The organism is Coprobacter fastidiosus (assembly GCF_982245605.1).
Map to the genome: position 1 here is coordinate 51,062 of NZ_CEVCIF010000005.1, position 14,322 is coordinate 65,383.

Below are 14,322 nucleotides of genomic sequence, written 5' to 3' on the forward strand. Positions count from 1 at the left end.
TAATTAAATTTTGTTAGTTTGCCCTATACCCGTAAATAACGGCATAAATAAAAAGATGCCGATAAATGACATAATTAAACCTCCTATACTTCCTGCTGCTAATGGAAACCAAAAACCTTCTTTTTCTGCTCCTATTATAAAAGGTAAAAAGCCTAATATAGTGGAAACAATGGTAAGAAATATTGGACTTATTTTAGCATTCCATGCTTTAATATAGGCTTTTATTGGTGGAATTTTTTTTGTTTTTAATATGTTATTGTATTCATTTAAGATGTATATACTGGCATTTACCGTAAGCCCGCATAAAATAATGAATGCTGCGAATCCTCCCTGATCGAAATTAAGTCTGAACCAATAAAAAGTAAGGAAGATGCCAATAAAGGATATTGGTATTATAAAAATGATTGTAAAGGGTTGTTTAAGGGAGTTGAATAATATGCTGGTGGTAAAGTAGATAATGATAATAATAAGTATCATTGACCAATATTGTTTATTATTTTTTTGTCCCCAACTGATTTGGTTTTGCATTCCATTTTCAATACTATATCCTAAAGGTAATATTTTTTCAAAGTTATTTATTGTTTTGAGTAAGATATTATTTCCTTGTTTGGACGGACCTATATAATCGTATTGTAGACAAAGTCGATATTGTTGATTTTCTTTGGCTATATTTTGTGGACTTTGTCCTTTCTCAATATTGGCAAGTTCAGACAGTTTATAATTATTTTTATTGATTTGTCCCGGAAAATATCTTAATTTCCAAATATCATATTCATTAGCTTGTTTTGAGAATAGTTTTATTTCTTCTGATGATGAGCCAGATTTCCAGCGTTCTATATATATATCTTTCCCAAACATAGGATTGATATTATTGTAAAGTTGCATGGGGGTTATATTCTGTTCGATGAGTTTGTATTTTTTTAAATTGAATGAGTATTCTTGGTAATCATTTTTAAAGTAACTGAATCTAGAGTTGATCGTAAATTTTTTTATTCGTTTGTTTTGCAGCAAAGAATCTTTGAATTGTTCGGCCAAAGCATGTAGATGATCATAATTGTATCCGAGCATTTTGACCCTATATGGCCCGGCATTATCTTTTATAGAGTTGTTAAATCCGTTTCCTAAACCTTCTATATTCCATGAACCTCCTCCCTGTTCAAGAGCTTTACTTATTAATTTTGATTTTAATAAGTGTGGAAATCCGCTGTTTTGGTGTTTGGGAACAAATTTTATATTAATACTAGCTTGTAATGTGGAGACATTCGTTTCAAATTGTTTGATCTCTTTATATTGTTGTAGATAATTTTCTATTTGTCCGATGATATAGTTCGTTTGGGTAAGAGTACTTCCGTTTGGCATTGATAATCCAATGAATAGTGTCGTTTCTTCTTTATTTGACCAATAAGATCCGTTATATACTTTTTGAATAAAAAGACGTAATGTACCGCCGAAAGCTATATCGACTATCGGTTTTATATTTTCTTTATAAAAGTTTGATCCTAAAGTTTTATTATAACATTTAGCTGCAAAATTAGGATGTTTATCTTTGGGAGTATCGATTTGCGATGGTAACATAAAAATAGGAAGTCCGAATAATAAAATTAATAAAATGATGATAGTCGTCCGGAAACGAGATGTTATGATGATGAATTTCTCGTATCCTTTATTGAAAGAGATATTAAACTGTTTGCGTTTTTTTAATCTTTTTGCATATTGTTTTTTTTGTTTAATGGAGGGAGTATCGATATGCAATTTTTCAATTAGTGCAGGAACTAAAAATAGGGCTATTAGTAGTGAAATTATTAAGTTTATGATTAAGACGTTAGCAAAATCTTGTAAATTAAGACGAATCTTTTCATCCATAAAGAAAATTGTTATTAATGAGGCTATTGTCGTGAGAGTTGCTGCTAGAATAGACATAAAAGCCTTTTTATTTTTTCGTCGGATAATTTGGTCCGACATTACTATCGTATTATCTATTACTAATGTTAAAGATATGGTAATTCCTATTAAAGAATATAATTGTATTTCCAATTGGAAAAGATAATATAATATGGCAGCTATAAAAATGTTACATAAAAGGGAGAATAAAATTAGGATTAAATATTTTATATTTCGATAAATCAAAAAAACAAAACCTAAAAGAATAAGTATTGTGAGACCTGATCTGAAGTAAATCTTATTTAATTCTTTTTGTATGTATTCAGTAGCATCATAAGCTAAATGTATCTCATAATTAGGGGGTATAATATTATCTATATTGTTTATAACATCTTTTACTTTATTACAAACAGCTAGTTGGTTGGCATCTTCTTTAGCTTTTACAGAAAGATATATAGAGTTTAAACCATTGATACGATAGTAACTGTAAGGCTCGCTTTCGATGTATTTTGCTGAAACGATTTGATCGAGCCTTATTATTTTTTTGTCTTGAGTTTTGACATCGATTTGGGAAATATCAAATGTTTTATTCGGTGTATTAGGAACAATAGCAAGACGTATCCACTGTTTTTCTTTATCTGAATTTTCAATAGTACCGATTCCTAAAAATTCGTTTTTGAGATGTAGTTGTATGGCTTCTTTAATGTCGTCGACACTTATGCCAAGATTTTGCAATTGAAAATAATCATATTCGAGTTTCCAAATCATAGGGGTAGCTCCATTGATTTCTACTTTATCTATTCCTTTGATTTGTAGTAAACGGGATTTTATATGGTTTTCTGCAAACTTTTGGATCAGAATGGGGGTAGTCGGTGCATTGATTGTATAGCTGATAAAAGGCCTTTCGAAATCGTCTTCTGGACGACTCATTGTGATGCTCGGGTAACTGACTCCCGGAGGTAGAGAGGGATATAGTTGCCTTATAATTGTTGAAATTTCAAAACGTACCATATCTAAATCGGTATGTTTATTGATACGTACAGAGACGTTACCCCAACCATTACCAGAATTAGAGGATATATTTTCTATGCCTTTTATTCGGCTAAGCATAGATTCTATTTTTGAGGTGACCTCCATTTCTATGATACGGGATGATTGTCCCCACATATTGAAGTTGACGGTTACTTGAGGTAAGGTTTTCGAAGGTGATAACCTAACGGGAAGCATGGGAATAAGAAATAATCCTACAATCAGCAGACATGTAAAGATTAGTATTACCGAAAAGGCAGATATGTTTCTTTTCTGAGAAGATTTTAATAGAATATCTACATTTGCTGTTTTATATTTATGTGTTTCTTTTTCTTCCATATAACTTGTTCCCTTAATCTATAAACCGGTAATCTTTTCAAAAATGATTGATAATGTTTCTTGTTTCCTGAAATCATATAAGGTTTGTTGACGTATCGTATAATAGCTTATCCAGTATTGTTTTAGGGCATTTATGTAATTGTTACGAGCAGATGTTTGACGGTTCAGAGATAAAGTTAGACTGTTAATATCGGCTTTGCCGATCATAAAGCGTTGTTTGGTCGTTTCGTACACGGTGTTGGCGAGGGAAAGAGCTTCTTCTGCGCTAATTATAAGGTCTTGTTGCACGTTAAAATCATTTACGGTCATTAATATGTTTTCTTCTAATTCTTGTTCTTGCTGTTCTATTGTAAGTTTAGTAATATTTAGGTTATTTCGTGCCATATTAGCTTTCCCTTTTCGTACACCCCAGTCAAGTAAAGGAATACGTATACCGATAGAAATAATGTCCTGTTCCAACGGTTTTCGGTAAGCACCAGCGAAATTAGAGGCGACTTGATTATATCCGATACTGGCATTAAAACTGGCGTCTAAGTTTGAGGTTCGTTTGGTTTTTTCTACTTCTTGTTGGGCTTCCAGTAGTTTTTGTCGATTACTTAGAAAGTCCGGATTATTTTTTCTGGCATATTGTAATGCGAGCTCTGGAGATAAGACAATGTTTTTAGGGCGGTCAGGTAATACTATTCTAATTTGAGAATGTTGGTCTAATTTTAAAAATGAAATAAGGCTGAACATTGCACGCTTAAGTTCTATTTCAGCGTTTTTCAAAGTATTTTTGGCATTAATGGCATCAAGTTTGAGAGTTAATAAATCGGATTGGGAAATGGATGTAATTTTTTGTCGCTCACGTCCGATATGATATAATGTATCCGTTGATTCGACATTATCTTTTGCCATATCATAATTTATTTGTGCTATAGCCAGATTAAAAAAATACTGAGTAGAGGTAACCGAAATTTGTTCTAAATCTGATATCAATGTTTTTTTTGCTTTTTCGTATTTTAAAGGTTCGATTTTCTTTTGCCATTTAAATTCGTTGAATCCCAATACTGGTTGAGAATATCCGATACGGATAGGAATTGTAGAAAATTGATTATAAGTTGTTTCACCGAATAATCGTCGATATCCTAGTTCTGAATCTACATAAAAAGTACCTCCGGTAATATCAAGGTTTTGTTCCAAAGATAATCTGGCGGAACTATATAATGATTGTTGTCTACGATATACATCTAGATCATTTTCGGAATCATATCGGCTTGTGAAGTCTCTGTTGTATTGCATAGGCGTCATGTCTAGCATCAGAGATGGTAAACGAGCTGCTTTAAAGGATCGGTAAGCCCAATAACTTGACATATATACATTTTTAGCTTTGAAAGCTTGTATTGAACTATCTTGAGCTATCGCAATGACACGTTCCAGAGTTAGTTCCATAATTTGAGCTTTTGTATTTATCCATATACCACAAAGGCAGGATACAATGCATATTTGTTTTATTTTCATGACTGTTTGGTGATATTGTATTTTATCTTGTTCCGGAAATGGAGATTTTATTTTCGGTTTTATGATAGATTCTCCAATATACGACAGGAATAACTAATAAACTGATGATGGTACCTATAACCATACCTCCTATTGTAGCAATTGCTAAAGGCTTTTCCAGCTCTGAACCCATATCATGGCTGAATAGCAATGGTGCCATGCATACAATAGAAGTTAGACTGGTCATTAGTATTGCTTTTAATCTTCTGTGTCCGGCTTCATGAATAGCTTCCATGAGAGGCATTCCTTCTTTTCGCAATTGGTTCATGACATCTAGTTTCAATATAGAGTCGTTTATAATAATACCGGATGTAACGACTAATCCGATAGCGGACATTAGATTTAAGGAATGACCTGAAATATAAAGCAGGCCAATAGCTGCAGCTATATCTATGGGTACTTCTAATAATACAATTAATGGCTGAAGGAAACTTTCGAATTGTGCTGCTAGTATAAAATACATTAGAAGAACAGATATTAAAAGAATTAACATGATTTCTCCAATCATTTTCTGATTTGAGAAAAAACTTCCGGAAAAATCGATTTCCCACATATCATTTGGGTTACTTTTTTGTGCTGCTGATATAATTTCTTCGGCTTTATCAGTATGATAAAAATTCATAGGAATAAATTCTCCGGATTTTCCACCCACAATAGTTTTCAAGTCTTGTGCTGGAGTAATGGTGACGAAATTGCTTAATGATAATTTATTACGAGTACCATCTATATTTTTTGATATTTCTATTAATTCATTATCTAATATTTCTTGAATTGTTTTTTCTTTTCCGCCTAAAATGATAGGTAAGTATTGTTGATGGGAGCGAAGTGTAGCGAATTGATTTTCTTTAAATGCAGTTTTCAGAGTTTGGTATATATCGTTATAAGAAACTTGGTATAATAATAATTTTTCATGGTCGATGCATAAATTTAATTGTTGAATAAAAGGTACATTTTCGGCCTTTTCTCCTGTGAGTTTATATAGATTTAGATTGAGTTCCTGTATGGTCTCCGGATTGAGAGATGTAAACTTATTTTTTGTATAGTATTCGACTACAAGATCAGGTTCTCCGGTTGAAAATATTTTTTCAAATACTGTGCCTACAGGTTCGTAAGATACAATTGCTTCAGGATATTGTTGTGTAATAAAATCAGAAATTTTTTTTCTGATTTTAGGTAACTCTTTATAATTTTTTGCTTTTAGATAGATTTCCGATTCAGTGGATGTAAGTTCTCTGTCACGATTTAGTAAAAACTGTTGTTGCCCTATGAAACTTGAGCGTGTAAGGGTAAGGGTATCTAAAAATTGAAGTATTTCCCGAGTACGGGTTTCGTTCTCTTTTATATGTATATTTTCATTCCATTCTATATATACAATCATTTCTTGTTGTTTGATATCTGGCATTTTTTCTTTTGGTATGGTTATAAATAGCCAATAACCTATGGGAAATATTATAATCATTGTGATTGCAGTAAGGATTTTATGTCGAAATACCCAATTGACTCCGGCATGGTACCATTGTTCTATGACCATATTCTTTTCTGATCTCATATCGGACAGGTTATTTTTTGAAATTCTTCTCCATTTTTCTAATTTCCCGAAATTTATGTTATATACTAGTTTATATAAAACCGGAAGAAACATAATGCCTGTAATAAAAGATACAAGAAGACCTACGGTTACAGAAAAAGCTTGATCGAAAAAAATAGCTCCTGCAATGCCACTTAAAAAAATCAGAGGGATAAATACAGAAATTGTAGTCAATATAGAACTGAGCATAGGTGTAATAATTTCTTCGGTGCCTTTTATACAGGCGTCTGTAATAGAATAACCTCGTTGTATAAACTGTCCGATATTATCTGTTACAATGATAGAATTGTCGATCATCATTCCCAATGCGAGAATGAGCCCTGTTAAAGAAACAATATTCAGGGATATGTGACAAAGGTAAAAAAATAGAAGACTGATTACCAGTGATATAAACATGCTGAATCCGATGATAAGAGGAGATTTGATATCTTTCATAAATATCATTGATATTAGGCAGATAAATATGAATGCAAGGATAAGGTTTTGTTTTAAGTTTGAAATCGTGTAGTCTAACAACTCGGTTTGGTTTTCCGAAATATTGAATGAAATTTGGGGATATTCTTTTTCTAAATTATCAATGACATCGTTTAATGTTTTTTGCATATTTGCCATATTTTCTTCAGACTGTTTAATGATAGATAAAGTAACGGTACGTTTATCTCCAAAAAGGGCTATACCTTTTTCTTTCTCAGAGGCAAAATTTATAGTTGCTAGATCTTTCATTTGGTATATACGATCATTTTTGCGAATATATATATTGCGAATATCATCGATGGTTCTTAAAATAGAAGAAAAGCGAATATTATATTCGTAATGACCATCTCGAATAATCATATTTCCGGCATCGAGATTGTTCGTATTCAGTGCATTTTCGATATCATTTAAAGAAATTCCGTTTATTTCTAACTTATTATTGTCTGGAATAATAACGATTTGCCGATTCATAACGCCCGTCATATCGACCATTGCAACTTGAGGAAGTTGTTCGATGCGTCTTTTTATGACAGTTTCTGCAAAATCGCTTAATTCCATAAATTTTTGACTATACTCATCATCATCTCTGTTTTCATCGTTTATTGTTAGGTTGAGGTTTAAAACAGGTATATCTGACGCACTGGCTTTAATAACCTTGGGCCTTTCGGTCTCTTTAGGCATATAATTCATTGCAGCGTCTATTTTTTCGTTTACTTCGATAAATACAAGATCTGTGTTGGCTCCATATTCAAAATTAAGTCGGATAATGGCATTTCCATCTCTCGTTTCACTGTGTAAATCTTTCAACATTCTTACTTGCATCAGTTGCTCCCGAATCGGGGTAACTAATGTATTTTCTAATTCACGGGCAGAAAAGTTTTTTCCTGATATTTGGACAGTGATTTCGGGTATGGAAATATCTGGTAATAGTGAGACGGGAATATTTAGGTAGGTAATTATACCTAAAATGAAAAAAGCCGTAAACGCCATAAAAACGGCAATGGGTCTTTCGATAAGGAATCGTATCATAATTATGAGCGTTTGTTGTTGATTAATTATTTTTGTTTGATCCTAATTTCCTTTTTGCTGAAACAACAGGTGTTCCATGTGCTAAGTTGATATTTCCTTTATATATGACGCTATCTCCAACAGACAAACCCTCAGAGATTATATAATTTTCTGAATTTTCCATTCCTGTTTTTACATAATTCCATTGAGCTCTGTTATTTTTTAATGTAAATACAATTTGTTTATTGTTGCGGAGTACGACGGCTTCTTTAGGTATCTGTAAATAATTTCCCATTTCTTTTTGTACCTTGACTTTTATGTTCATTCCGTCATAAAGTTTACCCTGTTTATTGCTTATTAAAGCTTTTACTCGTACCATTCCGTTTTTGTCGATAATTGGATTTATCTCTGAGATCCTGCCTTCGACAGAATAATTTTCAATTGAGAAAGGTGAAATGACTACTTTATCCCCATTTTTTATTATCGGAAGTTCTGATTCTAAAATCATAAATATAGCTTCCGGTTTTTGATTATCTATGATGGTACAGAATGGTTCTGCCCCGGAAGGTATGTTATAAGGTTTGGTGAATAGGTTTGCTACAACCCCGGAGAAAGGAGCGTACAGTGTCGAAGCTTTTAGATTATATTCAGCTTCTTTGTAATTATTCATACTTTGGTCATAATTACTCTTAATCTTCGCTATTTTCATGATTTTAAGGGGAATCTGAGAACTGTCTGCTAAACTGAATCCTTGTCCGATAAGTATATCCTGTAGTTCTAATTTTGCTTTTTCGAGATTATCTTTGGCATGAGCTAAAGCATTCTTAAGTTTGAACTGTTCTAATACGGCCAGTTTTTGTCCTTTTGTTACATAATCGCCGTTTTTTACAAATATTTCAGAAACGATTTCCGATGTCTGGAATCTTAAATCAGCTTTACGCATGGCAGAGAGTGTTCCGTTCGAAATCAGTTCATAATAAAAAGGTTTATTTTCTGATATTTTAGTCTCTACTATGGTAGGAATGTCGATAGTAGTTCTTGTGAATTCGGACTCACTTTTTTTTCTGTTTTCATTTGAGGTATTATTGCATGCTGCAAAAATTAAAGAGCAACTTATTAAAATAAAATGTCTTTTTAAGAAGGTAATCTTTATTATATTCATATGAATGTATATACTTTTTATTGTAATTTAAATTAGTAAGTATTGATTTTATTAGATTATTTATATATTTCTTTGAATTTTGTTAGATCATGATTATTTTCTTTATTCATTTCTAATATTTTCTTTATTTCAGTTCTCATCTCTTTTATAGCAGTAGAGGGCACTTTAGGTTCTTTCTGCAACAGGATAGAAGCGTATTTTTTACTTTTCTTTTCGTCTCCGATTTCCTTATATAATTTGACAAGTAAATAGTAGGGATATAGACGGTTAGGTACTGTATGAATAGATTGCAGATAATATTTTTCAGCTTTGTGATAATTTTTCATAGCTTGATAATTTTTTCCGGCAATATTATAAAATGCTGGATCTCCGCTGATTTTTATAGCCTCTTTTATTATTTCGTTACTTTGAAAATATTGTTTTGATTTTGAAAGACATTGTGCATATTCGAATAAAAATCTTTTATTGTCTTTTAACCATGGATAGAGTCGTTGATATTCAGGTATTATATCTTCATATATTCCCGCATTAAAATAGATCTTTTGTTTTTCCCATGCTTTATATGCTGTATAACTTCCGTAGCTATCTTTTACTAAATATAGAGTAGATGAGAGCATTATTATTAGAAGAATAATGGATATTGAATTTTTTTGTTTTGTTCTTTTCCATTTTGGAAAATAATTTGAGGTATTGCACCATGCAAGTAAGAATGTGTAAACGATTAGAATGGGCAGCACTGAAAAAGGATAGGAAAATAGAGCAAATGTCAATAACGCCGTGATTGCTGCTATTGCTGGGTATTTTTTTGTTTGATATGCTTTATAAAGAGAATATCCATTCAATAAAATAAAAAAGAGTAAGGATATATATCCTGATTCGATTAATATTTGTATATATTCGTTAAATGCATAATCGGGAGCACCTGCAATTTTTATTTCGGTATCATTGTGCCCTTTTTCGGAAAAGTACTCTGATTGCATTTTTCCATATGTTCCTGCAAAATTTCCGAGCCCTACACCCCATGGGTATTTTACAGAATTTGTAATCGCAATTTTCCATATTAAAATCCGTCCATTTGCTGAGTCTTGTTTCAAAAGATATGTGTTGAAACATATTATTGCTGTTATTATTACTATTATCGGTAATATAAATTTGTGGTATTTCAGGTATTTATGATAATATTCGTTTATTTTCTTTTTCTGTACACAACAATTTGTTATGGAAACGATACAGCCTACAATAGTTGATATCCACGCTGCGCGACTCATGGAGGCAGGAAGTACTGTTAATGAAAGGAGTATGGAAAGAAATGATAATGTTGAGACGAAAATGAGTATGGTATATTTTCTATTGTTTTTTATGAATGATATTAAGGATTTTAAATTGTTGATTTCTGAAAAAGTTGTTTTGGAGTATAGGATATATATTCCGAAAATGGTAAATGAAAGCGCTAAAGGGAAAATGATGGATAAGTATCCTGCATAAGGTCCTGGATTAAAAAATGATCCTGTCAGTCGGAAGAGGGCATGGTTTGAAAGACTCCAACCATAAAGTTGTTTTAATCCTATTATTGTTTCTTCAAGAGTTATAATTATGAGAAAAGTAATAAAAAGATAATGTATGTGTCGATATCTATTTATTATAAACCGAAATGAAAAATAAAGAATACAACATAGAAAAAACAATCGGAGTTGTGTATTTATGGAACATTTGTTAATAAAAAAAGAGGAGAACGCTACCGATCCTATAAATAAAATTATCAATCCGTCACCCCAATTTATTCGAATATTTTTTCTGGATATTATATGTAACAGTACAACAGTTAGGCAAGTCCATATGCTGCAATAATAAAACCAAAAATATTTTCCAGTGACAACCCCTTTAGGAAGTTCGGGCATAATAATAAAAACTGTAGATAGTATTAAGAGAAAAGGCAGGCTGAATATAATCTGGCTTCTAGTTATTCCTATGTGTTTTATTATACCCATTTATTAAGTTTTATTTTTTTACTATGAACTGGCGGTTTTTATAATAATTTGTCGGTTTTTATGTTTATCATTTTATTTCCTCGATGCTTATTCTATTTTTTTTAAGAAGCGATCCATTCTGATTTTTTTTGTTTTAGGGTTTATGGATTTCCATATTCTTACAGCTTTCCCGATAATGTAATCTTCTGGTAAAAGTCCCCAGTAACGGGAATCTCTTGAGTTGAAAACGTTATCTCCTGCCATGAAATAATAATTTTGTTTAAATGTATATTTTGATATACAATTTTTTCCTAGAAATAAAAGTGTGTCGGATACTATTTTTGCAGGTATATTATTTTCATATTCAATCAGCCGTTGATATGATCGAATATTGGAGGGGGTAATCAAAACCGTATCCCCTGATCTCGGTATATAGAGAGGCCCCATATTTTTAATGTTCCATCGTTCATGTCCTTCAAATGGAAAAGCCCTGAATATGTTTTCAGGGAAAAGTGTGTCGGGTAATTGTGATATGCGTGTTTGGTTTTCATAATGGCCTAAAATGTTTTTATAGCCAGATACTTTATAAAATCCGTTAACAATAGAAAGTGTGTCACCGGGAATTCCTACACAGCGTTTCATATAAAATACGTTTAAGTCCATTCCCAAGTGATCCCATTCTTTGTAAGGGTAATTAAAGACTAATATATCATTGTGTTTTATTTTTCTCCACCCTTTCAAGCGAATGGTTTCTATTTTTCCGTTTTCTATAAAATGAAAATTTTTAAAAAGTCTCGGACCGAATACAAGCTTGTTTATTATTACATAATCTCCCGGTAGGATAGATGGCTCCATAGAATCACTGGGGATTTTGAATGATGCAAGTACGAAAATACGAAGACAAATCGTGACAAGAAGAGTTATTCCTACGATGAATATCCCCATTAATATATCATGTATAGTTTTTCGTATTTTCATTTTGATATGATGAAAATTATATTTTATTGATATATTCTGCAATAATATCGAAATATTCTTTATTTCTTTTTGGAAATGTCGGTGTATATATGTATAAATGTGTTGGCAGAAGAGTGGAGTCAACCGTATAGAAATGGGATTGTATGATCTCATTTCTGTTTTTAAAATACATATAATTATCGGAAGACAGAAAAATGTATTGGTATCTGTTTTGAAAACGGTTCCGAATTATTAGGCTGTCCCTGTTGTTATTGATCGATGCAATTATAATTATGTTATCAGCGTTGATTTTATTTTCTGCTGTTGATAATTCGGCAACGGCATTGTCGATACAACTTTCACAATATTCAGGAGCTATTCGGAAAATAAGTTTTTTATTGTTTGATAATAGATTTAATAGTTTTGCTTTGGTTTTATCGTCCATTTTGATAGAATGCCCGTTGAAGTTTTGTTGTTGAATTTCCGTAGTAAGTATTTTTTTTATAAGTTGATTTTCTTTTTCGATATCGGATATTGAATCTGTATTGTTGTTATATAAATTAAATGTAATTATAAACGATAATATAGCTAAAATAGTGATACCGATCCAAAATATAATGTTTTTCATTTTATAGAATTTATTTAGTTATGCAAATAACTTCTTATAATATAGAAGTTTAAATATTTTTTATAATGATAGCTTTGTTATAAAAGATTTGATTTTCATTACTTTTTTAGATGTTGAATTTCTAGTACAGGATTTGCATTTTCCGGGTCAGGTACTTTTCTCAGAATTTCCTTTATTTCTTCACTTACCATTTTTGATTCCAATATTTCAGGTATTTGGTATCCGTAAATTACATTTAATAATTTGTTGGGGTCATTAAAATGTACCTCTAGAGATGGGATACCTGTGGTTAAGTCATTATTGAATTTGAATTTTCCGAATTCTAATTTTTGAGTTTTTTTTGAATATAAAGCCTGATATGCTTTTTCTTCATTGAAATCATACCATGTCGTTAAAATATAATTCTCTTTTTCTGTGATTTCCATTATTGGAGTCATAGGGAGTGTAGATTCAAAATCAATATTGGGATAATCTATCGGACTTTTTCTGTTTGTAATATATGATATGAAACATTTTAAAGAATCTTTTTTGAAATGAAATATTTTATTGTAATCTCCTGCGTCGATAGTAACTGTGCCATCAGATAACTTATTGAAATAGGATTCTGTTGCTTTTAATAATATAGGATATTTTTCCGAATTGAAATATACTTTATCAGGATTACCTAGTGAGTCTAATTTGAAAATTCCTTGATATTCAATATTTTTTGTATAATCGGGTGTATAACATAAAAAATTACCATCTGGAAGATTTATAATATCTCGGATTATAACATTTTGTCCGAACTTGTTAATTTCTTTAATGTATTTACCATTTAAGGTATAATATAATAATTTTTTTGAATCGGCATCATAGATTATTAGCTGTTTTTTTAATTCATCTATTAGAAATTTACTTAATGAAATATATTCTCCAGGTCCTTGACCTTTTTTACTAACATTATATAGATGTTTTCCTTTTTCATTAAATACATTGATAGAATTTGTTTTTATATCATGAACAAAAAGAAGAGTGTCGATTGAATGTACTCGCGCTATTCTACTAATTAAACAACTATCATTGGTTTCTAATGGAACGAAAGTTACTTGATCTATAAAATCTTTTACATGAATTAAATTTGAATCATCGAAATCAATGTCTAGTAAAATTGAATTATTTAATTCCGTTTGGGTTGAATTTTGTTGGCAACTTGTAATGAAGATAAAAAATAGAAATATAAGTGTTATTTTTGTTTGCATAGTCGAGATTTTTATGTGATGTATAATAATGGGACATATTTATGCCCCATTATTTTTATAGGCTGTAACATTCATAATCCTGTACCTCAGCATTACAGGCATTATTATCTGATGAGTTTATACAACATCTAATATATCTATATATTATAACTCCGAAAATGTCTCTGTCTGGAATTTTTACGTCTCCTATTACTTTCCCTTTTACCCATCCTGCCCATTCATCTTGAGCCATAGCTACGGTCTCTAAATTGTTCAATGAAGTGTCAATGGTTTGCTCATTAATACTTATTTTGGTATTGAATCCTAAAAAGCCAGCGAAAATAACCAAAATGATTCCGCTAATAATTTTCTTTTTCATGATAATTAATTATTTATTTAAAAAACAAAGTGTTTGTCTTAATATTTTTTTTACATTTAATATTTCTTGTACAATATCACCTCCTCTCTTATAAATAAAATTGAAAAATATATATATTATTCCCTCTTAAATCAGTAAATAATATATTAATATG

9 protein-coding genes are annotated in these 14,322 nt (G+C 31.0%); all 9 read right to left on the reverse strand.

The features are described from left to right. Window positions 1–3: 3 nt before the first annotated feature. Entirely contained in the window at window positions 4–3,249 is a 3,246-nt protein-coding gene (locus AC0UMU_RS02455; RefSeq protein WP_122303784.1) for an efflux RND transporter permease subunit, read from the reverse strand. 18 nt (window positions 3,250–3,267) lie between these two features. After that, window positions 3,268–4,749, reverse strand: a complete 1,482-nt coding sequence (locus AC0UMU_RS02460) for a TolC family protein (RefSeq protein ID WP_122303785.1) — start codon at window positions 4,747–4,749, stop codon at window positions 3,268–3,270. 22 nt (window positions 4,750–4,771) lie between these two features. Then, window positions 4,772–7,879: an efflux RND transporter permease subunit gene (locus tag AC0UMU_RS02465; protein WP_122303786.1), complete on the reverse strand. Its 3,108-nt coding sequence runs from the start codon at window positions 7,877–7,879 to the stop codon at window positions 4,772–4,774. Window positions 7,880–7,901: 22 nt separating this feature from the next. Then, a complete protein-coding gene (locus AC0UMU_RS02470; protein WP_195595961.1) occupies window positions 7,902–9,020 on the reverse strand; it encodes an efflux RND transporter periplasmic adaptor subunit in 1,119 nt (372 codons plus the stop codon). A 56-nt stretch (window positions 9,021–9,076) separates the two neighbouring features. Next, window positions 9,077–11,008, reverse strand: a complete 1,932-nt coding sequence (locus AC0UMU_RS02475; RefSeq protein WP_122303788.1) for an O-antigen ligase family protein — start codon at window positions 11,006–11,008, stop codon at window positions 9,077–9,079. 87 nt (window positions 11,009–11,095) lie between these two features. Then, a complete protein-coding gene (gene lepB, locus AC0UMU_RS02480; protein ID WP_195595962.1) occupies window positions 11,096–11,965 on the reverse strand; it encodes a signal peptidase I in 870 nt (289 codons plus the stop codon). Window positions 11,966–11,981: 16 nt separating this feature from the next. Continuing rightward, on the reverse strand, window positions 11,982–12,572 hold the full coding sequence (locus AC0UMU_RS02485; protein ID WP_195595963.1) for a hypothetical protein: 591 nt from the start codon (window positions 12,570–12,572) through the stop codon (window positions 11,982–11,984). A gap of 98 nt (window positions 12,573–12,670) precedes the next feature. Further along, complete coding sequence (locus tag AC0UMU_RS02490; protein ID WP_122303790.1) at window positions 12,671–13,810, reverse strand: DUF4934 domain-containing protein; 1,140 nt, start codon at window positions 13,808–13,810, stop codon at window positions 12,671–12,673. 55 nt (window positions 13,811–13,865) lie between these two features. Beyond that, window positions 13,866–14,168, reverse strand: coding sequence for a hypothetical protein (locus tag AC0UMU_RS02495; RefSeq protein ID WP_122303791.1), 303 nt, complete (start codon window positions 14,166–14,168; stop codon window positions 13,866–13,868). Window positions 14,169–14,322: the final 154 nt, after the last annotated feature.

Bases quoted from the DNA above. Each gene is read 5' to 3' on its own strand.
- AC0UMU_RS02455 (WP_122303784.1), bottom strand. From the start codon at position 3,249: ATGGAAGAAAAAGAAACACATAAATATAAAACAGCAAATGTAGATATT.
- AC0UMU_RS02460 (WP_122303785.1), bottom strand. From the start codon at position 4,749: ATGAAAATAAAACAAATATGCATTGTATCCTGCCTTTGTGGTATATGG.
- AC0UMU_RS02465 (WP_122303786.1), bottom strand. From the start codon at position 7,879: ATGATACGATTCCTTATCGAAAGACCCATTGCCGTTTTTATGGCGTTT.
- AC0UMU_RS02470 (WP_195595961.1), bottom strand. From the start codon at position 9,020: ATGAATATAATAAAGATTACCTTCTTAAAAAGACATTTTATTTTAATA.
- AC0UMU_RS02475 (WP_122303788.1), bottom strand. From the start codon at position 11,008: ATGGGTATAATAAAACACATAGGAATAACTAGAAGCCAGATTATATTC.
- lepB (WP_195595962.1), bottom strand. From the start codon at position 11,965: ATGAAAATACGAAAAACTATACATGATATATTAATGGGGATATTCATC.
- AC0UMU_RS02485 (WP_195595963.1), bottom strand. From the start codon at position 12,572: ATGAAAAACATTATATTTTGGATCGGTATCACTATTTTAGCTATATTA.
- AC0UMU_RS02490 (WP_122303790.1), bottom strand. From the start codon at position 13,810: ATGCAAACAAAAATAACACTTATATTTCTATTTTTTATCTTCATTACA.
- AC0UMU_RS02495 (WP_122303791.1), bottom strand. From the start codon at position 14,168: ATGAAAAAGAAAATTATTAGCGGAATCATTTTGGTTATTTTCGCTGGC.